Origin of the sequence: Streptomyces sp. SID13031, from assembly GCF_010548305.1 — a bacterium.
GTDB lineage: Bacteria > Actinomycetota > Actinomycetes > Propionibacteriales > Kribbellaceae > Kribbella.
The window spans coordinates 466375-489326 of sequence record NZ_JAAGLV010000002.1 but is presented as its reverse complement, the minus strand read 5'-3'; the positions used below and the strand labels follow the sequence as shown (position 1 = coordinate 489326).

Genomic DNA, 22952 nt, shown 5'->3' with positions numbered 1-22952 from the left:
CCGTGTGAGTTGGATCACAGCAGGTTCTCACCTGTTCGCAGCGGAAACACTACGTTCCGTCACATTTCCCGGCCTCTGAGGGACGAGTAGTACCGCGAGCCCAGTCGGAGTTCAATTACAACCCCCCATCCACGGCGTGAACTTCGGCGTCGCTCTTCGCCCTGACCAGTGCAAACCGGGTAATCTGCGCGCGCAGTCTTGCCTCTGGGAGGGAGGGATCTGCCGCGATGGGAAAACACTCCTCTGCGGTGACAAAAAGTAACACCAGCAACAACAGCCGGCGTCCGCTGTACCTGACCGCCGTCGGCCTACTGGTGCTGTCATTGGGCGCCGTCTTTGTGGTCCGCTCCTTCGGATCGGAATCGGGCAGTGACGGATTCCTGGGTGGCAAGTCGTGTGACGACCCGACCCAGGTCCGGCTCAGCACCACGCCCGAGCTCCAGCCCTTGCTGGAGGCTGCGGCCAAATCGCTGGCGGCCAAGAAGGACGACAGCACCGCCGCCTGCCTGCAGTTCAGCATCACCGCGGCCCCCTCGTCCAAGGTGGCCAGGGACGTCGCGAACAGCACCGAGGGCCGGCCCGATCTGTGGGTGCCGGACTCGACCCTGTGGGTGTCCCAGGCCGACGACGGCCAGAAGATCCCGGCCGTCGCCGTTCCGTCGATCGCGAGCTCGCCCCTGGTGCTCGTCGGTCTGCCGCCCAACTTCGCCAACACCGCGTCCTGGCTGGGCGCGTTCACGAAGGCGGCACCAGCTCTGCTCGACCCGTTGACCCAGTCGCCCGGCGCGCTGGCGCTGCTGGCCATCCAGGCGGAGCGGACCAAGACGTCGGCCACCGACACCGACGTCAGCGAGGTCATCGTGCCGACGGCCCAGAAGCTCGGGTCGATGGCGAAGCCCTACACGGACGTGAACGGGTTGTTCGGCCGGGCCGCGCAGGCCGGCAGCAACCTGGTCGTACCGGCGTCGGAGCAGAGCTTCGTCAAGTTCCAGGACGAGCACCCCGACTCGGAGCTGAAGGCAGTCGTGCCGCGGACCGGCACCTTGCTGCTCGACTACCCGATCGTGGTCACCGCACAGTCGAACGACGAGACGTTCTCCGAGGCGGCCAAGGCGCTGGCGGCCGAGGTGAGCGGTCCGGCGTCCACCCAGGCGCGCGACGACGCCGGCTTCCGCGACTCGGTGGCCAGTGACCTCGGCGCGGGACGTGGCGTCGGAACGATCACCCGGCTGACCGCGCCGGCGACGGCTGCGATCAACAAGGTGCTCGGCGACTGGACCCGGCTGTCACTGTCGGCCCACTCGCTCGCGGTGGTCGACGTGTCCGGCTCGATGGCCGAGATGGTCGGCAACAAGACCCGGATGCAGCTCACCATCGAGGCGGCGGTGGGCGGCCTGGGGCTGTTCCCGGACAACGCCGCGCTCGGCCTGTGGACGTTCTCGACGAAGATCGGGCCGCTGGACTCCGACTTCAAGGAGCTCATCCCGATCGGCAAACTGTCCCCCAACCAGCGACAGAAGATCACCACCGCCCTGGCGGTGCAGAAGCCGATCAAGGGTGGCGGAACAGGTCTGTACGACACCGCGATCGCCGCCGTCCGGGCGGTTCGCAGTGGCTACGACTCGAGCGCCGTGAACGCCGTCCTGCTCTTCACCGACGGCAAGAACGACGACCCGGGCAGCCTCAGTCTGGCCAAGACAGTGCAGACGCTGGAAGGTCTGCGCGACCCGGCCCGGCCGGTCCGGATCATCGCGCTCGGCATGGGCCCCGACGCTGACGCCAACGAGCTGCGGGCACTCGCCGCGGCGACCGGCGGCCAGAGCTACGTGGCGAAGAACCCGCAAGACCTGCGGAACGTGTTCATCAGCGCCCTGCAGAGCCGCTGAACTGAAGGATCGGGGTCCCCCTAAGATGTTTCCCGGGGGGACGCCGATCCTTCCTGGCCAGAGTGGTGGAATGGCAGACACGCCGGCTTTAGGTGCCGGTGCCCTCGGGCGTGCGGGTTCAAGTCCCGCCTCTGGCACACACGCTGCGCATACCTGCGCTACGAGAAGTATCAAGTAACCCGGCTTCGTGAAGCGCTTCGGTGCTTCACGAAGCCGTCCTGCGTTTGGCCGTTGGGGGCCACCCGATGAGCGCCCCGGTCGACCTGCGTATCCCGGCGCTTCGAATGCCTGCAGCAGCAGGCAAGTTGGCCCCTTCCTCACTGCCTGACCGCGGCCCTCTTCCCCTGCCCATATTGGCCGCACGACGTACCTCGGCGACCATCTACGGCTTGTCGTCGATCGATCACAGCGGTCGCCTAACCGACGCCCGCATCATGCGTCAGCTGGCCTGGTCGCACGACCTCGCGCTGACCTTGACTGCGGTACGCGGAGTCCTTCTGCTCAGACCTGAACCCACTGGATCCTTCTACCTCACGTCACAGGGCCATGTGTGCATCCCTGCACCACTGCGGCACCTCTGCGCACTCACCACCGGAGATCGAGTTCTCCTGGCTGCCGACCCGACTACCTCTCTGCTGACGATCTACCCACCAGCCACCCTCGACACCCTCCTGGCTGGCGGAGCTGGACTATGACCCAAACCAGCAGCGCCGAAATCGAAGCCGCCCGCCTTCTGCTCGCACGTCTAGGCGTCAGCGTCGCCGACCTCCTGGCAACCGCCGCCCCACCAACAGCCGTTCCTACCTTCGCCGAATACGTCCCCATCGTCAGCGCAGCCGTCGGAGCCGGAACTCGCCGCGTCTACAGCTCCTACTGGAACCGCCTGGTCGAACACTGGGGCGCACGCCGCCTCGACGAACCCACCCCCACCGAAATCCGGCAACTCACCGAAACCCTCAAAACCGCCGTCACCGTCCGCCGCAATGCCCGCGGCGGGCGCTCCGCAACCGAACACTTCATCGCAGCCCTCCGCTGCGTCTACACCAACGCCGAGAACGACGGCCTCATCAGTCCCGGCGCCAACCCGGCCCTCAAGGTCGCCAAACCCCGCCGCCTCACCTCAACGCGACGAGCAATCCCCGACGCACAACTGGCCGAGATCAACCAGATCGCAGCCACGACCGGAAACGACCCCGCCCTCGACAGCCTCATCCTCAGACTCCACACCGAAACCGCCTGCCGACGCGGCGGAGGGCTCGCCCTGACTCCCCGCGATCTGGATGCCACCCAGTGCCTAATCCGGCTCAACGAGAAGGGCGACACCGTGCGCTGGCAACCGGTCTCCCCCACGCTCATGTCCCACCTCCTCCACCACGCCGAATCCCGCAACGCACCACCAAACGGCCAACTCCTCCGCTACTCCAACGGCCGTCCCATCACCAAACGCCGCTACGACTACATATGGGAGCGCATCGGACGACAGCTGCCCTGGGTAGCCACCCAACAAATCTCCACCCACTGGCTCAGACATACAACCCTCACCTGGGTCGAACGCAACTGCGGCTACGCCCGCGCCTTCGCCGGCCACACCGACGCCCCCGCCGCAGGGACAACCGCCACCTACGTCAAAGCCACCCTCCCCGAACTCGCCCAAGCCCTCGCTACCCTCACCGGCGAACCACACCCACTGGCCAACAGCTGACCCACAAGTCCAAGCCACAAGACTCGGCCCTCCAGCACGGTCTGCGTTGCTGGAGACGGTGTGGCGGTGCAAGGTAATGAGCTGGGTAGAGTGGTGGCATTCGAGCAGGGTCCGCGGTGGCGGGTGGTGTTCCCGGACCTCGAGCCCCTGGCGGCGTCGGACCGGAGGCGGCGACTGGATTCTCCGGCCCTGACGTTCAGAGCATCGTCTTGCTCGGAGCAGCTGGTGATTATGGCAGGAGAGCTTCGTGGATTTCATTGATGGCGACGAGGTTCGACGTACGCGCTATCTCGACGGCCAACGTGGTTGTCCGGGCCGGCGGTGACGCGTTGGTCGTAGTGCTCGACCAACCCGACGAGCGCGGCGCCCGGGAGCTGGTCGAACGCATCCGCGCGGCCGCCGACCGGGTGTGGCAATCGCCGCCGCGGCCGAGCCATGGCCCGCGATGCTGCGGCTGAAGATTGGTCACGCTCCAGCACAGACGGCACCCCAAACTCCCAGCTCCTCGGCGAGGTCGGCAGCCGCATGTACGAGGAGAAGCGCCGCCGCCGGATCAATCCCGGATTGAGCCTCAGTTCCCCGTCCGGCGGGCCTGAATCGCGATACCGATCAGCACCAGCCAGAGGCCGATTACCAATCCGATAGCGGGCGACCAGGTGTCGTCGTACCGGGTGTCGCCGATGCTGTGATCGTCGATGGCGAGCGGCAGGGTGAGGAGGACGATCATCAGGCCCGCGATTCCGGCGGTCAGTGAGGTCCACCGTTCCGGTGGCCGGACGACGGCCAGGACCAGAGCAGCCAGATACACGACGAGCACCAGGGGCTCGAGGAGGTAGAGGTCCAGCCCGGTGCGGTGGAGGTGCTCATCGGTCAGTCCGTCCGGCGACGACTTGATCACCCGGCGGTCGACCCAGCCGGAGCCGAGCAGCACGAGCAGCCCCACCACCGTTGCGAACGCCGTGGCCCGATACGTTGCCAACCGCACTGCGCCACCCGGCGAGTGCAGGTGGTATCGGGTCTCCAGCTCGAACTGACTCATGTTCCGGATGGTGTCATCCAGCGGGGTCGCCGCCGGGAGACCAGGATGTGCTGTACGTCAGGAGCAGCGGCTGACTTGTCGGTGAGGCAGGCACTTCAGAAAGCCCGTGGGTTGTCAGCCATACCAAGGCCCCATCCAGACAGGGAGCACTTCTCGATGACCGCCAAGCGCCCCGCCGTTCCAGGTGTCCCAGTCGGTGCTCTCCAGCACCGTACAGGTGAGGGCGACAGCGTCCTCGACGTCAGGCTACTCTCCAAGTCATCCGCGGCGGCCGACGACTCTCGACGCCGCCTTGGTGCCCCTCCGGCGACGGGCAATCGAGTGGAGCCTCTGCCGGTACGTGCGGCACGAACCGGCGTCTCGAACTGGCCGTTCACCCCTGCTCCAGCCGCCAGCACAGTCCGTAAACCGTGTCGAGGACCCGGTCGCTGGGGAAGGCAAGACCGTCCGTCACACGAGGGGTCTACCCTGACCAGACAGCCGTCGACAAGAGCTCAGCGAGGGAAGCCGCATCATGACCGCACCCAGTCAGCATCGCGGCCACAACCTTGGAATGTACGGATAGCCCCCGCCCACCGGACAAATCGACGGACCCTTTATGTGAGATGGGCGATCGCGCCCGAACTCCGCCATTTCGCGGGTGGCTGGATGATGGCCCGAACAGCGAGTTCAGCTGCGCGCGCGCTCAGGGTGCGTCAGGCAACGATGAGGATACGGCGTTCCATCACAGCAGGGGTGGTGTACTCACGCATCCGTGTTGCCGCCATCTCTTCAATCTGTCGGTTCCGATCTCGCGGGAAGCGTGTCACGGATCGCCTTCACGGAACCTTCAGAGCACCGTCACCGCTCATCCGCTACTTCCTCGACGCAAGATCGCACCGAGGCCCGCGATCTGCCGTGGCGAGATCTCGGCGGACAGAAACGTCTGCGAGCCGTGGAACGTACAGGGCCACTGGTGCTGCTCGACCGAGACGCCAACCTCGAGGAGGCGCAGCGCGCACTGGATGTTCTGGTCGCGGCTGCGGGCCATGCTCGCCCCACCTCGCAATGCCAGCGCGGCAGCGATGTTCCGCCCCGCCCTATGCCACCAACCGGGATACAACGCAGGATCGAGGCCAGGGTTTCAGCATGCTCACTCGCCCATCGCAGTACGGCGTACGTGTCGTCGACAGGGATCACTTTCACGACGCCTCCGAGGGGGCTTTGTGCTGGGCTCGAGCGCTTTGCAGTAAAGGAACGAGCGACGCGAGTATTAGTGCGCCGCTGAGCGGCATCAGGTTGAGGCCCGCGACGATAGCGGAGACGCCGAGGACAAGTACGGCCGGAGACCAGAGTGGCAACCGACCCTGCAGGACAAGCAAGACCATCAGGGCATGGAGTCCGCACAAGAAGAGGAGCGGTCCGACCGGGTAGAGCGCGTCATAGACGCCGAGATCGCCAGGCCAGCGATCATAGGCGTCACGGAGATCGGACATCATTTGGTGATCGCTCGATCGCAAGGCCACCAGCAGGTCGATCATAATGATCCTGACGAAGGAGAGCACCCCGAGTAGTCCGGCCACTAGCGCGATCGACGCGACCAGCCGCGCGCTGATCACCATCCGGCGGATGGTGACAAGGACAACGGCGAACAGCAGGAACCCGGCGAGGAACAACAGATGCCCTGCCGTCCAGGCCGGACCGGGCCCGTACTCGCCGTCAGCACCGTCGATCCATTGGACGAGGCCATAGGCAGTCAAGAGGAGCGGGGACAAAACCAACGTGGCTACCATCCCGCCATCACGACGTTCCACATCAACCGTTCGCTGAGATGGAGGAGTCACCTTCGGTCAGCCAATTGCCGGCGGATCCAGGGCAGGCCGCGGTGGTTTGGAGAGAGCTCCTCACACTCCTGCAGCGCAGCCTCGAGATCGACTGACGGCCCGAGATCATAGAGCGCCACGACGATCAGCCAAGCCCGCTCGCGGGGGTACATGCGGTTGGCGGGGTCTCGAAGGAGGGCTATCAGATTCCGTCGATCAGCAGTCGCCCAGAGCAGGCGGTCTCTCAGCCCACAGAGCAGGTCGCGGAAAACGACGATCGAAGCGGTGTCGTCGAGATCGAGACCCCAGGTCTCCGTCGAATCCCCAAGCTCGGTCAGGTGATGAGTCCAGGTGTTCCCCATCGTGATGCCCGTGCCTTCTTCCAGCGCGTCCAGTCCCGCCGGCCAGATGCCTGCATCCACGTGGAACTCGGCCTCGTAGTAACCAAGCTTGTAGGAACGAACAGTCACCCACGCTTGGGTTCCGTCGTCTCTGGTCAACGTGAAGCGGTGCCCGGACCGGGCGAATCCGGCCTCCTTGAGCAGTGGCGCGACGTGATCGCGCACGACGGTTCGGAGGGCGTTTCGGGGGGGGTCTCGGGGGGTGTTCCTTTCGACCCACTCAGGTACGGCGGGATTCTCCCAGTTGGGACCGATCCTGCCCCGAAGCAGGCGATCGTGCTTTTGCCGAGCGGCGGGCGACTGCAGCAGGTCGTGCTCGCGGGACAGCAGACGTCGGATCGAGGTCGCGTACTGCGTGCGGACGTCGGCCGCTCCATGTGGCTGGTCCGCTCGCGCGATAATCGCGCCCGCCAGCGTGACCGCCTGCAAAACATCATCGGGATCCTCGGCATCGATCCAGTCCGCCAGCCAGGGCAGCACGGCGAAACTCGCCGAGTAGACGATGCCGTGGCCGCACAGCATCGACCAGAGGACATCCCAATCCCTCGGGCTCGCGGACGACATCCGGTCCAAGATGACCGGCAGATCTTCTGCGGACCCGTTTGCGTGGCGAAGCGTCGGCCAATCTGGCGGCTGATTCATCGGGATGCCTCCGACAACGGTCCACGAGTGCGGATGCACACGTTGTTCGACCATGCTGTGCGTAAACCACGGCGGATCGCATAGGTCAATCGCCCTATTCGACCCGAAGGGGGCGTTGCTCGAAGGGGGCGTTGCCCGAAGGTCACTTTGTCTCGATCACTTTGACGACCTTCCCGCCTTGTCGAAGTAGGTACTGTCTGGCCTTTCGCCGTGCCCCTCCGAGCATCTCCGCGGTCTTGCCTGACGGACGAGCCTTCGTAGTACCTCAGGACCGCGCAAGACGCGTTGGCTTGGGGGCTGTGGAGGGCATTCGGCACCTCAGCCGTCGAGGCGTCTCGTCTCCACGGGCGGCGGCTACGGTCATAGGCTGAGTTGACAACCGTCAGTCGGAAGTACAGGTACGGATTCCATAGCCGTCGCACCTTTCGGCTAGGCCAGGTACAGCTTGCAGAATGCGTCCTGGACAATACGGTCAGCCTCGCGCCTATCTCCACAGACCACCAAAAGGCCCCATCTGGTCGCATTCATGTCCGCGCCGATAACAGGCCGCGACCAACCAGCCCGATCACAATGGCCAGGAGCGTGCCTACTGCCCCCACGATACCTACTGCAGTCGCTGGGGTGGTCAGGTCGGCGAGAATTCCGGCGAAAAGGATTCCCAAACCCTGGGCGCCTTGGAGGCCCGCAGAAGCCAGGCCGATGACCTGCCCGCGTTGACCGTCCGGGACCATGCGGACGAACATCGTGTGCACAATCAGGGTGTACGACGACACGACGCCGACAAGGGTCCACAGAATGACGGCACCAAGCACCGAGGGGAACAGAGCGCTCATCACCAATGGGATTCCAGATGCTGCGGCCAGAGGCATTAGCATCCGGTGACGCCATTCCGCAGGAATCACGCGGATCACCAGCCAGGATCCGATCATCGCGCCGATAGGATCGGCCGCCATCAAGATGCCGATGGCGTGACGACCGGCGTGTTCGCCGGCAGCGAAGGACGCAGCCAGCCCTTCGGGGGCGACATACAAGCCGTACAGGTACAGCAGTCCCAGAAGGCAGCGCAAACGACGATCGCCCCAGATCAGCCGTACACCCTCAGCCAGAGAACGACTCAAGGATCTCGGCATGGCGATATCTGGACGATGGATTCCGACGCGACTCTGCACCAGACCTGCCGAGATCAGGAAGGTGAGCGCGTTGAGGCCTAACGCCGCATTCGGACCGGTCAGCCCGATCAGCAACCCTCCGCCGGCGAAGCCGACTATTTGGACCAGACTGTCTGTCGCGCTTGTGAGTCCGACGCCAACGACGTACCGCTCGCCCGCGAGTACCGATGGCAGGATCGAGTTGCGGCAAGCGCTGTAGAGCGGTTGAGCGCTGACCACGATGGCCAGCAATCCGGCCGTCACGACGAGTGGTAGCCCGGGAATGGCCATGACGGCCATCAGAGCCGCACGGCAGACCTCGGTCACCACCATGAGCGTCCGTCGCGGAAAACGATCCGCGAGCCCAGTCAACAGAGGTGCGCTGATGAGCGGCGGTAAGAGCGATGTGGCGTACACGAGTGCCGTCAGCGCTGCCGAGGAAGTCCGCTCGAACACGAGGATGCTGATCGCCACCCGGCCGATTTGATCCCCGAGCCGAGATTGCGCGTGCGCGAGCCACAACGCTCGAAACTCGGCGATGCTCATTACCTCGCGGACGATTGGACGGCGGCTGGCCATCTGCCGATGGTAAGCAGCGCCGCCTTCATCTCACCTACGGGATGAAGGCGGTTTGAAAGCGGTGACGGCCATCATATGTTCAATTGTCGATTCCCCAAGAGAAAGGTTCCTCCGATGGCTGACCGCGATCTCTAGATCTGGGCTATGGGCTATGGGCTATGGGCTATGAGAAGTCCACTATCGTGCACTGCATCTCGTGAGCGCAGGAAGGCGCCCGACCGGCACTACCCGGTCGAGCGCCTTTCCTCGTTTCGCAGCAGATCTTCTTCAACCGTCGCGCGATCCAGAACAGCTTGCCAGCGACGCGCGCCTGTTTGCGAATCATCCATCCGCCTGAACAGTCGTATCTGAGTTCGGACCAGCGGCAAACAAGTCTGCCGTGTCAAGCTTCGAGATCCTGCTTACCATTCGCGTTCGGCCATTGGCACCTCCCCAGCTCCGGTTCGGCAACCGCGTCGCGGCCGAACACACCAGAAGATACGGACCATCGCCTTCAACGAGGCTGCGTCGCGCCATCATGACCGAGGTCGTCAGCCAGCTGCGTCGTGTCATCGTCGAGCAACTCTCTAAGCACGCTCATCGAGCGTTTTACGCCCAGCGGCTTCGCCGAGCTTGACTGGCGAACGGGGCCACCTGACCGCTACTCAAGCCGTACCCAGCCTTAGCCCGACACCACAAGGCCCGGGCGCGGCGCTACCTTCGACGTACCTACTACGTTCCTGATTGACCTCGATGGCATCTTTGTGCTCACTCAGATACGGCAAGGACCGGCCTCCGGTGGGAAGGGAGCGCCGTAGGAACCTCCATTATTGTGTGACTTCCAAAGGTATCCATCGACCCGCACCCTGCCGCACGCGCTGCGCCGCCTCGACACCGGCGATGATGCCTTGGCCGAACTGGACGTGCTGGTCGGCTATGACGACGACCTGGCCGCCGACGCGACCCGGATCAGCAGCGGCATCCGCGGGTTGCTCACCGGCATCCATCCCGCCCTCGAGCGAGCGCGCTAGGCCCGAAAGCCACCCATTCCGTAGTACTGGCAAACCCCCGTCGGGTGCGGCGGACCCACCGGCATCCGTACCGCCATCTGCCGCAAGCTGATCGCGATCGCGACCAAACACGCCCACGGATGGGTACCAACTCGTCAACGACATCCTCGCCGCAATCGACCAACAGTCCGTCATCGTTCCCGGCACCATCGCTGCCGGCGCCGTCCTGCCGCGACTGGCCGAGAGCCTCAAAACCGTCCTGGCACAAAGGAAGACCGTCGTGGCTGAGGTCGAGGAAGTCCTTGATGCGCACCCTCTTGACCAGGCCCTGATCTCGGTGCCCGGCATCGCTGTCAGGACCGCAGCCCGTATCCTCCTCGAGATCGGCGATGCCTCCGCCTTCAACCCGCTGCCGGTCAGCAGCACGAGTCGCCGCCGGTCGACCGCGTCGGCGATCGACCCGCCGAACAACCCCAGCACGAGCGTCGGCACCAGCGAAGCCAGACTGATCGGGCCGACGGCGACCGACGAGCCGGTCAGGTCGTAGGTCTGGATGGCGACCGCGACCATCGTCATCATGCTGCCGATCGACGACAGCGACTGACCGGCCCACAACCACCGGAACTCCACCGACTCCCGCAACGGGCTCACATCGGCGAACAAACTCCGCGGCCCAGGCACAAGAATCGATTCTGCTCGCGCCGCCCCGCCCAGGCAAGCGAATTTGACTCACCGGGAACTGTTGAGCCTGTGCTTTCACAGTGTTTTCAGGCGGCAACGCGCTGTGAGACTCTCGCCGGGACGCCGCCAGATCGGCGGTGGGTCAGGAAGGAGAGATCGATGCGCAAGACAGTGCAACGGCTGGCCGACCGAATGGTGAGTGCGGTGGCTCCGAAGGCGACAGCTGGTGCGTGCCCCTGTGGCGACACGTACGTCGGCTACTGCGGCGGGTGCGGTAGCCGGAGAGCGCACCTCTACCGGACCAGCTGTGACTGCAGCCGGACCACCAGCATCGGCTGCGTCAGCTGCTGACTGATGAACCGCACCGTGTCCTCAGGACACCTCGGTTGTACTGCGGACTGACCCTTGACCGGCACCTCGATGGCCCTGATCGCCTTGCTGGGCACGGTTTTCGCGGCCTCCGCGTACGGGAAGGTTCGTAGTACGGTCGCGTGGCGGTCGTTTGCGTTCTCCTTGCGGCCGCTGCTCCCGGCGCGATGGGTCCGGCCGGTTGCCGTGCTGCTGCCGGCGACGGAGGTGGGGCTGACTGCGGCAATGTTCTGGGCGATCGCGGGAGGCCTTGCGAAGCTCCCAGGCACCTTGGCCGTCGTGCAATGGGCAGCTCTCGCGGCAGCGGTGCTGTTGGCGATCCTGACCGCCGGGGTCGCGATCGCGGTCGCGCGGGACAGCAAGGTGGCTTGCGCTTGCTTCGGTGCGAGCAACCGTCCGCTCGGGCGACTGCACGTCGCACGGAACAGCGCCCTGGTGGTCATTGCGGTTCTGGCATCGACCGTATCCGGTCAGGCGTCGTCACCGGGAGGTCTGCTGGTGGGGCTCGTGGCCGGTGCGATCGGTGCGCTGTTGATCATCCGGCTGGAGGATCTGGCCGAACTGTTCCACCCCGCCCCAGCCTGAGGAGGCTGAAGTGTCCGTTCTGTCCGCTGCCGTCGTGCTGGTCGGTCTGATCGGCTTGCTGAACCTGGTGCTGACCTTCGGTGTCATCCGCAGACTGCGCGAGCAACCGGCGAGCCAGCACCCGCACCCCCACCAGGGCATCCCGGCGAACGACGTCCGGCCCACAACCCTCGAGCTCGGCGAACAGGTCGCCGGCGTCGACGCCGTGACGATCGACGGTACTGCGGTCCAGTTGCCCGTCGCCGGCCGGAGCCTGGTCGGGTTCTTCTCGCCGAGCTGTTCGACCTGTCGCGAGCAGATCATTCCCTTCGTCGTCACCGCCGAGCGCGAGCCTGCCGACGTTCAGGTGCTGGCAGTCGTCGCCGGCCCCGATGACGATGCGGCATCGTCGTACGTCGAGGAGCTGCTGGCCGGGCGGTCCGAGGTGCTGGTGATCCGCGAGGACGAGGACGGGCCGGTACAGAAGGCGTTCGGGATCAAGGGGTTCCCGGCGTTCGCGATCGTCGAGGAAGGCGACCTGCGCGCGACCGACTTCCAGGTCTCGGCCCTCCGCCCTTGACCCCACCCGACCAGGCCGCACCCAACGCGCTCGGCCCGCCAGACAGCTCAGCCCCACCCGACGAAGCGGCTGCATCCGGGGCCGGCCGGCGGTTCAGGTGGGTGGCGGGGATCGGTACGGCGTACCGGCTGGCGTGGGTTGCCTCGGGGGTGCGGCTGATCGGCTATCTCGGGATCACGGTGGTGAGCGCGCTGCTCCCGGTGGCGTCGGTCTGGTTCCTCAAGCGGCTCCTCGACCGTCTCGCGCTCGGCGGCGACGGTGTGCCCTGGAGCGGGATCGGGCTGGTCGCACTCGGCTTCCTGGCCGCGCTGCTGCCGCCCGCACAGCGCTATCTCCACAACGAGGTCGGCAGGCGAACCGGGCGTCGTGCGCTGTCCGACCTCTACCTCGCGACCGGCAGGCTGACCGGCCTCGCTCGCATGGAGGATCCCGCCTTCCGCGACCGGCTGAGAATGGCGCAACAGGCGGGTCGATCCGGCCCGGCGCAGACCGTGGACGGCGTACTGGCGGTCGCTCAAAGCCTCATCACGCTGATCGGCCTGGTCGCAGTACTGGTGGCCGTTAGTCCCATGCTCGCCGCCGTCGCGGTGGTCGGTGGTCTGCCCTCTCTCATCGCCCAGCTCAGGCTGAGTCGCAGCCGGGCCACGATGCTCTGGCGGATCAGTCCGGTCGAGCGCCGGGAGATGTTCTACGCCGACCTACAACTCGAGCTGCCGGCAGCGAAGGAATTGCGGCTGCTCAACCTGGGCGACTTCTTCCGCCTCCGGATGCTGACCGAACTCGGCAAGGCCGACGGTCAGCGCCGCAGCCTGGACCGGCGTGAGCTGCGGGCCCAGGTGTTGCTTGGCATCCTGTCCGCGGTGGTCAGCGGTGCCGGCGTCCTCTGGGCAATCGTTGCTGCAGGCAATGGTCAGCTGAGCGTGGGCGACGTGTCCGCCTTCGTCGCGGCGCTGACCGGCGTGCTGGCCGGTACCGGCGCCCTGGTCGGGCAACTTGGCTTCCTGAACCAATCGCTGATCACCCACGAGCACTACCAAGCCGTGATCACAATCCAACCGGATCTCACGTCAGCGCCTGACGCCCGGCCGGTCCCGGAACTGCGCACCGCGATCGAGCTGCGGGATGTCTGGTTCCGTTACGGACCCGACCAGCCGTGGGTACTGCGTGGCGTCGACCTCACCATCCGGGCCGGTGAGTCGCTGGCGCTGGTCGGTCTCAACGGAGCCGGGAAGAGCACATTGGTGAAGCTGCTCTGCCGCTTCTATGACCCGGACCGCGGCACGATCACCTGGGACGGCCAGGAGCTGCGGGAGCTGTCCGTCGAAAGCCTGCGCGACCGGATCGGCGCGGTCTTCCAGGACTTCATGACCTACGACCTGACCGTTGCGGACAATATCGGCATCGGCGACCTGCCGGCTCTGACCGACGAGCCCAGGGTCCAAGCTGCTGCCACCCGCGCCGGCTTCGACCAGACCGTCCAGGCGATGCCGCGCGGCTATCGAACCCTGCTGTCCCGGGCCTTCATTTCGGAAGAGGACGAAGCCGGCGTCGGCACGATGCTGTCCGGTGGGCAGAGTCAGCGGCTGGCGTTGGCCAGGGCGTTCATGCGCGATCGCCGCGACCTGCTGATCCTCGATGAGCCCAGCTCCGGGCTGGACGCCGAAGCCGAGCACCAGATCCATCGCGGACTCCGCGAGCACCGCGCCGACGCCACCAGCGTGCTGATCTCGCACCGTCTGGGAGCCGTTCGCGACGCAGACCGGATCGTCGTACTGGCGGAGGGCCGGGTGGTCGAGCAGGGCACACATCTCGAGCTGATCGGCAGCGAGGGCGAGTACGCCCGGCTGTTCAGCCTTCAGTCGGAGGGCTACCAGGACGTGAGCACCAGATGATGAGCCCGTGGCGCCTCGGCACTGTGGTCGCGTTGGCGGCGGTTGTACTCGCGGTACGCCGTCGCTATGTCAGCGTCCGAGTCGTCGGAACCAGCATGTCGCCGACCCTCCAAGCCGGCGAGCGGATCCTGGTACGACGGGCTGGCCCGGATCAGCTGCAACGCGGGCAGATCATCGTGGTCGCCCACCCGTCCGCCATACCCGGCGACCCAGAGTGGCTGGTGAAACGCCTCGTCGCCCTCCCCGGCGACCCGGTGCCACGCGACGAAGTAGCAGCTCTCCGGGACGCCCCCGACGACGTAGTACCGGCCGGCCGACTCGTCCTGCTCGGCGACAACCCCACCGCCAGCTTTGACTCCCGCACCACCGGCTATTTCCAGACCCACAGCCTTCTCGGCATCGCCGTCGGCTGGGCGCTCTTCTAGCGTTTGACGGTGTAGTCCGACTGGGTGAGGCCGGCGCCGAGGGTGCGGGTGGCGTTGTGGGTGAGGGCGACGTGCGCGCAGAGCTCGCCGAACAGCGGGATGCCCTGGCCGAGCAGGACGGGGACGACCGTGATGGTCAGCTCCTTCAGCAGGCCGGCTCGCAGGAACGTCTGGATCACCCGGCCGCCGTCGGCGTAGACCCGCTTGGCGCCACGGTCCTCCAGCGTCTGGACCAGACCGTCGACGGTGCGGTGCACGATGATCCGCTCGTCGGCGTCGGGAGCGAACCACGGCTCAAAAGCCACCGGCCCGAGCACCTCGCTCCCGCCGGCCCCCGCGCCGGCCGGGGGGTTCAACGACGCCGATGTCACGTTCGCGACCCAGATGATCCCCCACCACCAGCAAGCCGTGCAGATGGCAACGATGGCGGCCCGCAAGGCGACCACAGCCGAGGTCAAGAAGCTCTCCACCGCGATCAAGGCCGCACAGGACCCCGAGATCAAGACCCTGTCGGGCTGGCTGACCAGCATGAACATCACGAACTACGGCTGCCGTACTAGCCGGGCGGATCTGCCGGAGCGGTTCGTCGTCGACACGCCGAACGCCGACGAACTACGGGGCAGGACTGCAACGTCGCTCCAACCAAGCAGGCACCAGTCGTGATCGCCCGCCTCCCCAAGGATGCCGGCGAGGACGACTGGTGCCTGTCCGGCAACGGTCAGCGCATCGGTGTCAGAACGCAGGGGCCGAAGGTGCCGTTTTTCAGGAAGCCCATCCTGTTGCTGAAGAGTACGGTCGGCTGCCCTGGCGCCGTTGCGTTCGAGTTGGATTGCTCGATCACCAAGGTGGCGTCCTTGAACTCGGACGGCTTGAGCGTGTACGAAATTCCGTGCGACCGTTGTCCGTCCCAGTTGTCGGCGCTGCTCCACTGGCCGTCGAACCCAACACCCCGCGGCGACCGTTCGCAACGCATGCCGCGCGGGAAGTAGACGACCTCGGCCCGGAGCCCGGCCTGGGCGAGTCGGCGTTCCAGTCCGTCGGCATCCTCGGCCCGGTAGATGGTGACCGTGATCTTGCCGTTCCCGGCGTCGGTCACCGCGTACGCCGGTGAGGCGGTCTCCCCGCCACCTACCAGGGGTGCGGCGACCACGATGCCGGCCACCAGGGCACCACCCGCCGCGACGGCGACGGCCAGACGCCTCCGCGACCGCCGTACCGGACTGGGTTGCCGGACGTCACCGACTGAGCCCCCCTCGGCTGGGATGCCGATAATTCGCTGGAGGTCGGCCTCGGCACGGGCGTCGAGCGAGGGTGCCGCGTTGGCGGCGGGATCGTTGCTGCGGAGTGTGTCCATCCTCGAAATACGCGTCATGAGCTGTGTCCTGTTCTCTGAACGGGTCCGTCGACGGAGGGCGCGGGGCCGACTACCGGCGGGGTGGAAGATTCACGATCGGTACCGACGGCGGACTTGAGCCGTCGCCGGGCACGGTGCAGCCGAACTCCGGCCGCCGTGGTGGAGCATCCGAGCGCGACAGCCAGCTCGTGGCCGGAGAGACCTTCCCAGGCATTGAGCAGCAGGACCTGCTGATCCTTGAGGCCGAGTCGGCCGAGCGCCGTGGTCACCTCGGCCAGCGCATGTGCCGCCTCCACCTGCTCCGCGGGGCCTCGCGTGGCACTGTCCGTGGCGGTCTCGGTGGCGAGCCGTCGCAGCGCTTGGAGTTCGCGCTGGTCACTGCGGTACCGATGTCCGAGCCGGTTGGCCGCAACCCGGTACAGCCACGGCAGTACGTGTTGGGCCGGGATCTCGTCGCGGCGTCGCCACGCAATCTCGAACACCTCCGAGACAACGTCGCGAGCCGCCTCCACGCCCACCGTCCGGCGGACGACGTAGGTCAGCACGGCCTCGTAGTTCGCCCGGTACAGCTGCTCGAACTGCCCGCCTGGTGTTGTTTGCTTCACACCCTCATATCCCCACAGCAGAGATTCGCTTACATCCCGGCCTCAGGTCGCTCATCGAGACTGCCGCCCCGTCGAACGTCTTGCAGCCGTGCCGGATGCAGCTCTTCGAGAAGGTGGGATTCCACTCATCTGCCGCAGCCTGGCAGGTTTCCTGCGCCTCATCTACCCGAGCATCCGGGGAGATCTCTCCGTCGAAGAGCGACGGCGAAGACCCGCACGGCGACGCTGGTTGCTCTTGACCGGCAGCTTCGCCGCTCCGCCAGCGTCCAGCAGTTCTTCACTGCCAACCCTGACATCAACCCAGCGACCCCATCCCGCGCCAGCCGCCGCAACTCCACTCGCGCGAACCGAGACGCGATCCGCACCATCAACCCAACAAACTCCACCCGCCAACGACCAGGCTCTATGCTTTGCCCCGCGGCCACCGCGAGATCTTCTTGAGCCCACACAACCCGAGATCATCAAACGGTGGCCGCGCTACGTCCGGGACCGCCACACCGCCAGATCACGAACTACGGCTGCCGTCCTAGCCAGGGCACTGCCGAGCAATCCCGCTGTTGCTACAGCCGCCGAAATGACACGTCGCTTCATCGGGGTCTCCATTCGAGGTTTGCTGACGGGACTGCCCCTCGGTTCGGTTGACGGCTAGCCCTATCTGGCGGCCGTTGTCGTAGCAGAAGACTGGACCTGCCGCGCTCGCAGCCTCGCCATGGTCCACCGAGACGACGCGGCACCCGATGCTCTCCTCACCGCCGAACGGCTCGCTCCGGCCCACGTGCACAACCGGCCCATGGCCCGGCAACTCGTCATGGACCTCCTCCACCGAGGCAAGCGATCAGCACCGCCGGTACGGCAGCTCGCCAGAAGAATGGGTCCGGCGACCTAACTCCACTCAGTCCAGCTGTTCAGGTCGAAGGGCGGTTCTCGAGCAGCTGAAAGGTCACGCCAGGCATCACAGAGCCCCGGAGGCCTTGCCATAGCCTAGGGCAGTTCGCCGCCCACCCACCCCGTATGACGGGAGTGGGTGGGCGGCGTGTGGTGGGTTCACTTTGTGGGCGGGCGGATGGGGGTGATGCGGGTGAGGATGGAGGTCTCGAGGGCGATGTCGCCGGCGCGGAGGACCTGGTAGGGGTGGCCTGCGCTGTCGGTGGTGGGCTTGCCTGGGTGGTCTCGAGTGACGACCAGTCGGTAGCCGATGGCCTTGCCGTCTGATGGAGAGATGATGATGTCGCTGCGGTACCCGTTTCTTTCGAAGCCGACCGCGCGGCCGTGTCTGCCGTCCAGGGTACGTACGTCGGCCTGGAGCTGGATTCCCGGGATCTTGCGGGCCGCCTGGTAGAGGGCAGCACGCAGGTCAGCCGGTACGAGTCCTGTGCCCAGGCCGGTGGAGATGTGCCAAAAGGCTCTTTCATCGGGCTCGAGCGTCCCGGCCCCCGACTCGGTGTTGTTGCGCAGCGCGGTCAGCAGGGCATCCGGATTCCTTGGCTGGCGGGCGAGGAACTCGGGGGTCGGGTTTCTCCAGCTGGGTTTGCAGAACGTGTCCCGGGCGCCGCCCGGCCGCTTACTCGAGACCACGAGGGTGGGATTCCCGCACTGCTGGTCGAGGTAGAACTTGGGCTTCTCGTCCACGAACAGATAGGACGCCAGCTTGAGGGCCGCCTGCCGGGCCTCGGGGGTCGGAAAGTCCACCTTGAAGTTCTCGTCGACCCTTGTCGGGTACTGCCTGCTCTTGCCCGCCGGGATCCACTTGTCGATCCGGGTGTACAGCGACGCCCGCTGGCCCGGGTTGGTTCCGAACGAATCGATCCGGACCATCTGAATCGTGGTCTGGCGGTAGTGCCCGGCCGGGATCGGGGCGTCGGGATTGGCACTGGACAAGCTGGCGGCGTCGGCGAGGAAGGTGCTCGCGTCGGCGACCGTGCCGGGCAGAGGGCTGCTGTCGTGGCGGACCACGTCGGCGGCCAGGAGGGCGCCGGCCAGGGTGAGGGCAAGGCTGGCGGCTACCAGGACGCGCGGTAGCGTAGCGCGGCGGCGTACCGGGGGAGAGGTCAGGAGGCGCTGGCGGGCTCGGGCCAGGGCTAGTGGATCGGGGTCCGGTACGTCGTTGCGTACCTGCTTGAGCAGGTCGAGTTCGTTCATGAGAGGTTCTCCTCGAAGTCGGGGCCGAGCGCGGAGCGGAGGGCTCGGCGGGCTCGGTGGAGGCGGGACCGGACGGTCCCGATGGGCAGGTTGAGGGCCTCGGCGATCTCGGCGTAGCTGAGGTCTTCCCAGGCATAGAGCAGCAGTACGTCGCGCTCCGCCTGTCGCAGGTTGGCCAGTACGCCGGTAAGAACCCGGGACGCTGAGGCGGCATCGACTCGCGCTGCGACCTCCGTGGCGAGCGGGTCGTCGTGCTGGTCGAAGCCGGCCGGTTCGGAGCGGGTGTAGGCCCGGTACTGACGGACCTCGTCGCGGCGTCTGCGGTGGATCAGGTTGGTGGCGATGCCGTAGAGCCAGGCCTGCACGCCGGCCGCCGAACCGACGTACTGGTGTTTTCGTTCGAAGGCGATCAGGAAGGTCTGGCCGAGCAGGTCGTCCGCCTCGGTGCTGCCGAGCCGGCGGGCAAGGTACCGGTGGATGGTGACGGCATGCCGGTCGAACAGATGGGCGAAGTCGTCGGGCGCCTCACCGACCTGGATCTGCTCGGCATCCGTCGGGGGTTCAGGACCGAGCTTGGGCAAGAAGCTGCCCGCGAGGACGGGCACGATCGGGCCGGCCTCCGCGGTGGCGGGTTGAAATGGGTGCATACCTGTTATTGCCCGCTCGGCCGAATCCGGTTCCCGCCCATTTTCGGAGCCTGTCACGCCGTTGGGCCGGCGCCCGGACGGTTCTGCGGAATCCACGTCATGACCCCGGTACTGGTCCGTCACCACGGGTGAACCCGTCCCCACAGGGAAGTGGAAGTGATCGACGTGGACTGCCGAGATGGGTCTACCCCGTTTGACGGACATCCGAGATCAGGAGCGGTTGCTCCGGAGGGATGTTCATCATGGAGTCCATGGGCAAGACGAAGCCAAGGCCTCGTCGTTCGTTCACACCTGACTTCAAGGCCGAGATCGTCGGGCTGTGTCAGCGCGGTGATCGGTCGGTGGGTCAGGTCGCGAAGGATTTCGATCTGGCTCAGACCGCGGTGCGTGAATAGCTGAAGCAGGCTGAACGTGACGTCGGAGACCCGGTGAACTGTTACCCGTTCATCGAGGCGGAAAAGGCCGGCAATCACAACGTCGCCAGGGCTTGTGAGCTGCTCTAGGTCTCCCGTTCCGCCTACTATGCCGACCCCGGATCGCGCCATGCCCGACGCGACGTCGAGCTGACCGCGAAGATCGTCGAGATCCACGAAGAGTCCCAACAGACCTATGGCTCCCCGCGAGTCCACCACGAACTGCCAGACCAGGGGCAGCGGTGTTCCCGCAAACAGGTAGCGCGCCTGATGCGCCAGATCGACCGTTACGGCCGCACCCCACGACGATGGAAGAAGACCACCATCGCCGACCCGGCCGCCGCCACCGCCCGGACTGATCGGCCGTGACTTCGCCATCGACCCCAACCAGCCAGCAGCCCTGGACACCCCGCTGGTGCGGCGACATCACCTACATCCACACCTGGCAAAGCTGCCTCTACCTCGCCACCGTGATCGACCCCGCCTCGCGCCGGGTAGTCGGCTGGGCAGTCGCAGACCACCTACGCACAGACCTGGTCGCCGATGCCCTCACCGACGCGGTCAACCGGCGCCGCCCAGCACCCGAGGTGGTGTTCCACTCCGGCCGCGGCTGCCAATACACATCCACCGAATACGCCAACCTGGCAAAGGATCTGGGCGTCGTCTTGTCGGTCGGACGACGAGGCCAATGCTGGGACAACGCCGTGGCCGAATCGTTCTTCTCCACCCTGAAAACCGACCTGATCCACCGCCGCCCCAGGGCGACGAACAGTATCCTTCCCCGTCGCGTCATCAAGACGACTCCGTGCGGCGCACCATGTAGGTAAGCCACCGATCCCCGGAACCATCGATGTGGAACGATGTCCACTCGACTTGCAGGTCGGCTCCTTCAAACGCAGCGGTGAGGTCCTGCTCGTGCCACAGTGCCGTGAACCACGGGCCTGAGACCTCGGCGCCCGTGCCCTCCCGCATCGATGCAAGGAACACGCCATCTGGCGCAAGCGCGTCTCGGATCCGACCGAGGACGGCCTCGAACTGTACCGGGTCCACATGGATCAGAACGCACAGTGCCATCACACCGTCGTAGGGACCGCCCAAATCGTCGGTGATGACATTCAATAGCTCGGCTTGCTTCCCGCGCTCTGCCTGAATCTCGCAGAAGGCGCGAGTGGCGTCCGTCCGTCGAACCTCGATCCCGAGGTGCTCAACGAAGTCCGCGTCATGGCCTGTGCCAGACCCGACCTCAAGAATCCGGCCGAATCGCGGAAGCGCGGCGACGAAGGTGCGCAACGTCTTCTCGCTCTGGGCGGGCAGCTCAGATCCACACAGGCGCGCGTAGTTTCGTGCTTCGCCCTCATAGGCCGCGACTGTTCGCTGATTCCGCTGAATCGCACCTCGGAACGCGTGACTTGTCGACTCGGTGCTCCCGGTCGCGGACATGGTGTGCCTCCTGTTCTCACCAGATTCGGCGTCTCCCACGGTTGCCGTAAGCCGGCGCCAAATACATAAGGCAAATGCCTAGTTCCCGTCAGGTGCGCACCCCCAAGGCGCCATGCTCCGCCACTTTTCTGGTACCCCCTCCTACAGTGCGTTGCGTTCCGGCAGCCACACGCACGGCAGAGGTGGTGCGAACGAACACTGCCTCCACCACGACTGCCAGGGGCAAGTCCGCCGCCCTCAACCAGCAGTCAGCTAGGACGACCGCTGGAATGACGCGGTGAAACCCGTGGGCACCAAGAGGTTGTGAAACTCCGGACCGGACCTGGCTGCGGCAGGGGCGGACACTTGGTAGTTCCGTGCCAGCCAGAACGTGGCCAGGGTGAGCTGGAGCATTCCTAGCTGGGTACCCACGCATACCCGCGGGCCCGCGCCGAAGGGCAGGTAGGAATGCCTACGTGGGGTCATCGCCGGGTCCAGCCAGCGCTCCGGATGCATCTCGTCCGGGTCGGTCCACCAGCGGGGATCGCGGTGGATCAGGTACGGGCTGAACATCACCTGGTCTTCCGGCTGCAGCGCCCACTGCCCCAGCGTCGTGGGCCGCAAGGCAATGCGGCCCATCAGCCACGTGGGTGGCCAAAGCCGCAATACCTCCTTGACCACCGCCTCGGTCTGAGGCAGGGCGGATAGCGGAGGAACGCTCGCACCATCCCATTGGGACGCCTCGGTGGCGACCCGGTCCCAGAGATCAGGTCGCGTGGTCAGCGTCCACACTGTCCACGTCATCGCCGCAGCCGGGACCCCAAAGGCCGCCAGCAGGATCCCGCGGATGAGGCGCTGCACCTGCAGTTCGGACAGGCCCGGTACCGCGAGAAGCACATCGAGCAGGTCGCGCGCCTCAGCGGGCGCTGGTTCGGCCGCGCGGCGGCGGATCCGTGCGGTGATGCTGTCGAGCGTGTGATCGCGAGCGCGCCGAAAGCGGGCGATCCTCTTGGAGGGAAGCCATGCCGGGAACAGCTGTGAACTGCCCGACAGCGGCTCGATCGCGGCTGTGTTCTCCGCGATGACCTCCGGCATCCCGCCAGCATCGGGCCCGAGACAGAAGTCGGCGGTTGCCCGGCCTGAGAAGGATTTCATCATCGCCAGTACGTCGACGGGCTGGCCCAAGGTCTCCTCAATCGTGCGCTCGAACAGCGCGCCCAGTCGGATTGCGTGCGCCTGAGCAGTGGCGCGGTTAAGTCCGCGCCAGCCCGCGCGTCGAGCTGCCATCCACAGCTCGGCGTCTTCGGCGCTGCGCTCGGCGTCGAAGCGGGTGGCCACCGCCGAGCTTTCGCTGGAGAAGTCGCCGTTGGTCCTGGCCAGCAGTTCGTGCACGAGATCGGGCTCGAACACCACGATCGTGCGGCTGTCGAAGGAGAACACGTCGCCGTACTCGGCGCTGGTGCGGCGCAGGAACCCCATCCGGTCTCGGTCGTACTCGACTGTATTGCCCACCAGCAGGCGGCCTTTCGGTCCGGGTGGGCGCAAACTCGTCTTGGTGCTCAACGCATCCTCCCGCAGTGATCGGAACCCGGGGCGGGGCAAGACGCCCCGCCGCCGGTGCGACATCAGTCCGCGATGTCCCAATAGTTGTAGAAGCCACCCATTCGGGTGTTTCC

The 22952-nt window shown here is 66.1% G+C and carries 23 protein-coding genes, 1 tRNA gene and 2 pseudogenes; 12 read left to right on the top strand and 14 right to left on the bottom strand.

Annotation, left to right across the window (positions count from 1 at the left end; genetic code table 11):
- Positions 1-248: 248 nt before the first annotated feature.
- From G3I17_RS06430 to G3I17_RS39705, 4 genes are all read left to right on the top strand, one after another.
- Complete coding sequence (locus G3I17_RS06430) at positions 249-1886, top strand: VWA domain-containing protein (protein WP_203589804.1); 1638 nt, start codon at positions 249-251, stop codon at positions 1884-1886.
- Positions 1887-1942: 56 nt separating this feature from the next.
- A tRNA-Leu gene (locus G3I17_RS06425) sits at positions 1943-2023 on the top strand.
- Positions 2024-2577: 554 nt separating this feature from the next.
- Positions 2578-3588, top strand: coding sequence for a site-specific integrase (locus G3I17_RS06420; RefSeq protein WP_164594939.1), 1011 nt, complete (start codon positions 2578-2580; stop codon positions 3586-3588).
- Positions 3589-3848: 260 nt separating this feature from the next.
- Complete coding sequence (locus G3I17_RS39705) at positions 3849-4046, top strand: hypothetical protein (RefSeq protein WP_203589803.1); 198 nt, start codon at positions 3849-3851, stop codon at positions 4044-4046.
- Between the two features lie 113 nt (positions 4047-4159).
- On the opposite strand, the gene G3I17_RS06410 is transcribed toward G3I17_RS39705, so the two are convergent.
- From G3I17_RS06410 to G3I17_RS06390, 5 genes are all read right to left on the bottom strand, one after another.
- On the bottom strand, positions 4160-4627 hold the full coding sequence (locus G3I17_RS06410) for a hypothetical protein (RefSeq protein WP_164594938.1): 468 nt from the start codon (positions 4625-4627) through the stop codon (positions 4160-4162).
- An 847-nt stretch (positions 4628-5474) separates the two neighbouring features.
- Positions 5475-5657, bottom strand: coding sequence for an alpha/beta hydrolase (locus G3I17_RS06405; protein ID WP_164594937.1), 183 nt, complete (start codon positions 5655-5657; stop codon positions 5475-5477).
- Between the two features lie 151 nt (positions 5658-5808).
- Positions 5809-6399 carry a hypothetical protein gene (locus G3I17_RS06400; RefSeq protein WP_164594936.1) on the bottom strand — a complete coding sequence of 197 codons (591 nt, stop codon included), beginning with the start codon at positions 6397-6399 and terminating at the stop codon, positions 5809-5811.
- A 47-nt stretch (positions 6400-6446) separates the two neighbouring features.
- Positions 6447-7526, bottom strand: a complete 1080-nt coding sequence (locus tag G3I17_RS06395) for a hypothetical protein (protein ID WP_164594935.1) — start codon at positions 7524-7526, stop codon at positions 6447-6449.
- Positions 7527-7996: 470 nt separating this feature from the next.
- Positions 7997-9199 carry an MFS transporter gene (locus tag G3I17_RS06390; protein ID WP_164594934.1) on the bottom strand — a complete coding sequence of 401 codons (1203 nt, stop codon included), beginning with the start codon at positions 9197-9199 and terminating at the stop codon, positions 7997-7999.
- An 833-nt stretch (positions 9200-10032) separates the two neighbouring features.
- On the opposite strand from G3I17_RS06390, the pseudogene G3I17_RS40490 reads away from it, so the two are divergent.
- Positions 10033-10217, top strand: a pseudogene (locus G3I17_RS40490) (transposase); the annotation flags it as partial.
- Positions 10218-10635: 418 nt separating this feature from the next.
- On the opposite strand, the pseudogene G3I17_RS40485 reads toward G3I17_RS40490, so the two are convergent.
- Positions 10636-10818: pseudogene (locus G3I17_RS40485) on the bottom strand (MFS transporter); the annotation flags it as partial.
- A gap of 210 nt (positions 10819-11028) precedes the next feature.
- Between G3I17_RS40485 and G3I17_RS06375 the strand changes: the two are divergent.
- Genes G3I17_RS06375 through G3I17_RS06355 form a run of 5 tightly spaced genes read left to right on the top strand, consistent with a single transcriptional unit; the run spans position 11029 to position 14699 of the window.
- Positions 11029-11220: a hypothetical protein gene (locus G3I17_RS06375; RefSeq protein ID WP_164594933.1), complete on the top strand. Its 192-nt coding sequence runs from the start codon at positions 11029-11031 to the stop codon at positions 11218-11220.
- Positions 11221-11274: 54 nt separating this feature from the next.
- Positions 11275-11823 carry a MauE/DoxX family redox-associated membrane protein gene (locus G3I17_RS06370; protein ID WP_164594932.1) on the top strand — a complete coding sequence of 183 codons (549 nt, stop codon included), beginning with the start codon at positions 11275-11277 and terminating at the stop codon, positions 11821-11823.
- Positions 11824-11833: 10 nt separating this feature from the next.
- Positions 11834-12382 (top strand): hypothetical protein, encoded by a 549-nt coding sequence (locus tag G3I17_RS06365; protein WP_164594931.1) that lies wholly within the window; start codon positions 11834-11836, stop codon positions 12380-12382.
- Complete coding sequence (locus G3I17_RS06360) at positions 12379-14274, top strand: ABC transporter ATP-binding protein (RefSeq protein ID WP_239062217.1); 1896 nt, start codon at positions 12379-12381, stop codon at positions 14272-14274. Before G3I17_RS06365 ends, G3I17_RS06360 begins: the two co-directional genes overlap by 4 nt.
- On the top strand, positions 14274-14699 hold the full coding sequence (locus tag G3I17_RS06355) for a S26 family signal peptidase (protein WP_203589802.1): 426 nt from the start codon (positions 14274-14276) through the stop codon (positions 14697-14699). The genes G3I17_RS06360 and G3I17_RS06355 overlap by 1 nt, the downstream gene beginning before the upstream one ends.
- Here G3I17_RS06355 and G3I17_RS06350 read toward each other — a convergent pair.
- Positions 14696-15004, bottom strand: a complete 309-nt coding sequence (locus G3I17_RS06350) for a dihydrofolate reductase family protein (RefSeq protein WP_203589801.1) — start codon at positions 15002-15004, stop codon at positions 14696-14698. The genes G3I17_RS06355 and G3I17_RS06350 overlap by 4 nt on opposite strands.
- On the opposite strand from G3I17_RS06350, the gene G3I17_RS42005 reads away from it, so the two are divergent.
- Positions 14958-15362 (top strand): DUF305 domain-containing protein, encoded by a 405-nt coding sequence (locus tag G3I17_RS42005; protein ID WP_164594929.1) that lies wholly within the window; start codon positions 14958-14960, stop codon positions 15360-15362. The genes G3I17_RS06350 and G3I17_RS42005 overlap by 47 nt on opposite strands.
- Positions 15363-15417: 55 nt before the next feature.
- Here the strand turns inward: G3I17_RS42005 and G3I17_RS06340 are convergent, their stop codons facing one another.
- The 5 genes from G3I17_RS06340 to G3I17_RS40475 form a co-directional block, all read right to left on the bottom strand.
- Complete coding sequence (locus G3I17_RS06340; RefSeq protein ID WP_164594928.1) at positions 15418-16071, bottom strand: hypothetical protein; 654 nt, start codon at positions 16069-16071, stop codon at positions 15418-15420.
- Positions 16068-16658 (bottom strand): sigma-70 family RNA polymerase sigma factor, encoded by a 591-nt coding sequence (locus G3I17_RS06335; protein WP_164594927.1) that lies wholly within the window; start codon positions 16656-16658, stop codon positions 16068-16070. The genes G3I17_RS06340 and G3I17_RS06335 overlap by 4 nt, the downstream gene beginning before the upstream one ends.
- Before the next feature lie 1044 nt (positions 16659-17702).
- Positions 17703-18797, bottom strand: coding sequence for a CU044_5270 family protein (locus tag G3I17_RS06330; protein WP_164594926.1), 1095 nt, complete (start codon positions 18795-18797; stop codon positions 17703-17705).
- Positions 18794-19444 (bottom strand): RNA polymerase sigma factor, encoded by a 651-nt coding sequence (locus tag G3I17_RS06325; protein ID WP_164594925.1) that lies wholly within the window; start codon positions 19442-19444, stop codon positions 18794-18796. Before G3I17_RS06325 ends, G3I17_RS06330 begins: the two co-directional genes overlap by 4 nt.
- Positions 19445-19563: 119 nt before the next feature.
- Entirely contained in the window at positions 19564-20235 is a 672-nt protein-coding gene (locus tag G3I17_RS40475) for a hypothetical protein (protein WP_239062215.1), read from the bottom strand.
- Here G3I17_RS40475 and G3I17_RS06310 point away from each other — a divergent pair.
- Positions 20223-20684: a DDE-type integrase/transposase/recombinase gene (locus G3I17_RS06310; RefSeq protein WP_164594923.1), complete on the top strand. Its 462-nt coding sequence runs from the start codon at positions 20223-20225 to the stop codon at positions 20682-20684. The two genes, G3I17_RS40475 and G3I17_RS06310, sit on opposite strands and share 13 nt — an antisense overlap.
- Here G3I17_RS06310 and G3I17_RS06305 read toward each other — a convergent pair.
- Positions 20650-21297, bottom strand: coding sequence for a class I SAM-dependent methyltransferase (locus G3I17_RS06305; protein WP_164594922.1), 648 nt, complete (start codon positions 21295-21297; stop codon positions 20650-20652). The genes G3I17_RS06310 and G3I17_RS06305 overlap by 35 nt on opposite strands.
- 252 nt (positions 21298-21549) lie before the next feature.
- Positions 21550-22839, bottom strand: a complete 1290-nt coding sequence (locus G3I17_RS06300; RefSeq protein ID WP_203589800.1) for a cytochrome P450 — start codon at positions 22837-22839, stop codon at positions 21550-21552.
- Positions 22840-22952: the final 113 nt, after the last annotated feature.

Bases quoted from the DNA above. Each gene is read 5' to 3' on its own strand.
- G3I17_RS40475 (WP_239062215.1), bottom strand. From the start codon at position 20,235: ATGGCGAAGTCACGGCCGATCAGTCCGGGCGGTGGCGGCGGCCGGGTC.
- G3I17_RS06355 (WP_203589802.1), top strand. From the start codon at position 14,274: ATGAGCCCGTGGCGCCTCGGCACTGTGGTCGCGTTGGCGGCGGTTGTA.
- G3I17_RS06400 (WP_164594936.1), bottom strand. From the start codon at position 6,399: ATGGTAGCCACGTTGGTTTTGTCCCCGCTCCTCTTGACTGCCTATGGC.
- G3I17_RS06405 (WP_164594937.1), bottom strand. From the start codon at position 5,657: ATGGCCCGCAGCCGCGACCAGAACATCCAGTGCGCGCTGCGCCTCCTC.
- G3I17_RS42005 (WP_164594929.1), top strand. From the start codon at position 14,958: ATGATCCGCTCGTCGGCGTCGGGAGCGAACCACGGCTCAAAAGCCACC.
- G3I17_RS06325 (WP_164594925.1), bottom strand. From the start codon at position 19,444: ATGCACCCATTTCAACCCGCCACCGCGGAGGCCGGCCCGATCGTGCCC.
- G3I17_RS06410 (WP_164594938.1), bottom strand. From the start codon at position 4,627: ATGAGTCAGTTCGAGCTGGAGACCCGATACCACCTGCACTCGCCGGGT.
- G3I17_RS06420 (WP_164594939.1), top strand. From the start codon at position 2,578: ATGACCCAAACCAGCAGCGCCGAAATCGAAGCCGCCCGCCTTCTGCTC.
- G3I17_RS06395 (WP_164594935.1), bottom strand. From the start codon at position 7,526: ATGGTCGAACAACGTGTGCATCCGCACTCGTGGACCGTTGTCGGAGGC.
- G3I17_RS06330 (WP_164594926.1), bottom strand. From the start codon at position 18,797: ATGAACGAACTCGACCTGCTCAAGCAGGTACGCAACGACGTACCGGAC.
- G3I17_RS06340 (WP_164594928.1), bottom strand. From the start codon at position 16,071: ATGACGCGTATTTCGAGGATGGACACACTCCGCAGCAACGATCCCGCC.
- G3I17_RS06390 (WP_164594934.1), bottom strand. From the start codon at position 9,199: ATGGCCAGCCGCCGTCCAATCGTCCGCGAGGTAATGAGCATCGCCGAG.
- G3I17_RS39705 (WP_203589803.1), top strand. From the start codon at position 3,849: ATGGCGACGAGGTTCGACGTACGCGCTATCTCGACGGCCAACGTGGTT.
- G3I17_RS06375 (WP_164594933.1), top strand. From the start codon at position 11,029: ATGCGCAAGACAGTGCAACGGCTGGCCGACCGAATGGTGAGTGCGGTG.
- G3I17_RS06305 (WP_164594922.1), bottom strand. From the start codon at position 21,297: ATGTCCGCGACCGGGAGCACCGAGTCGACAAGTCACGCGTTCCGAGGT.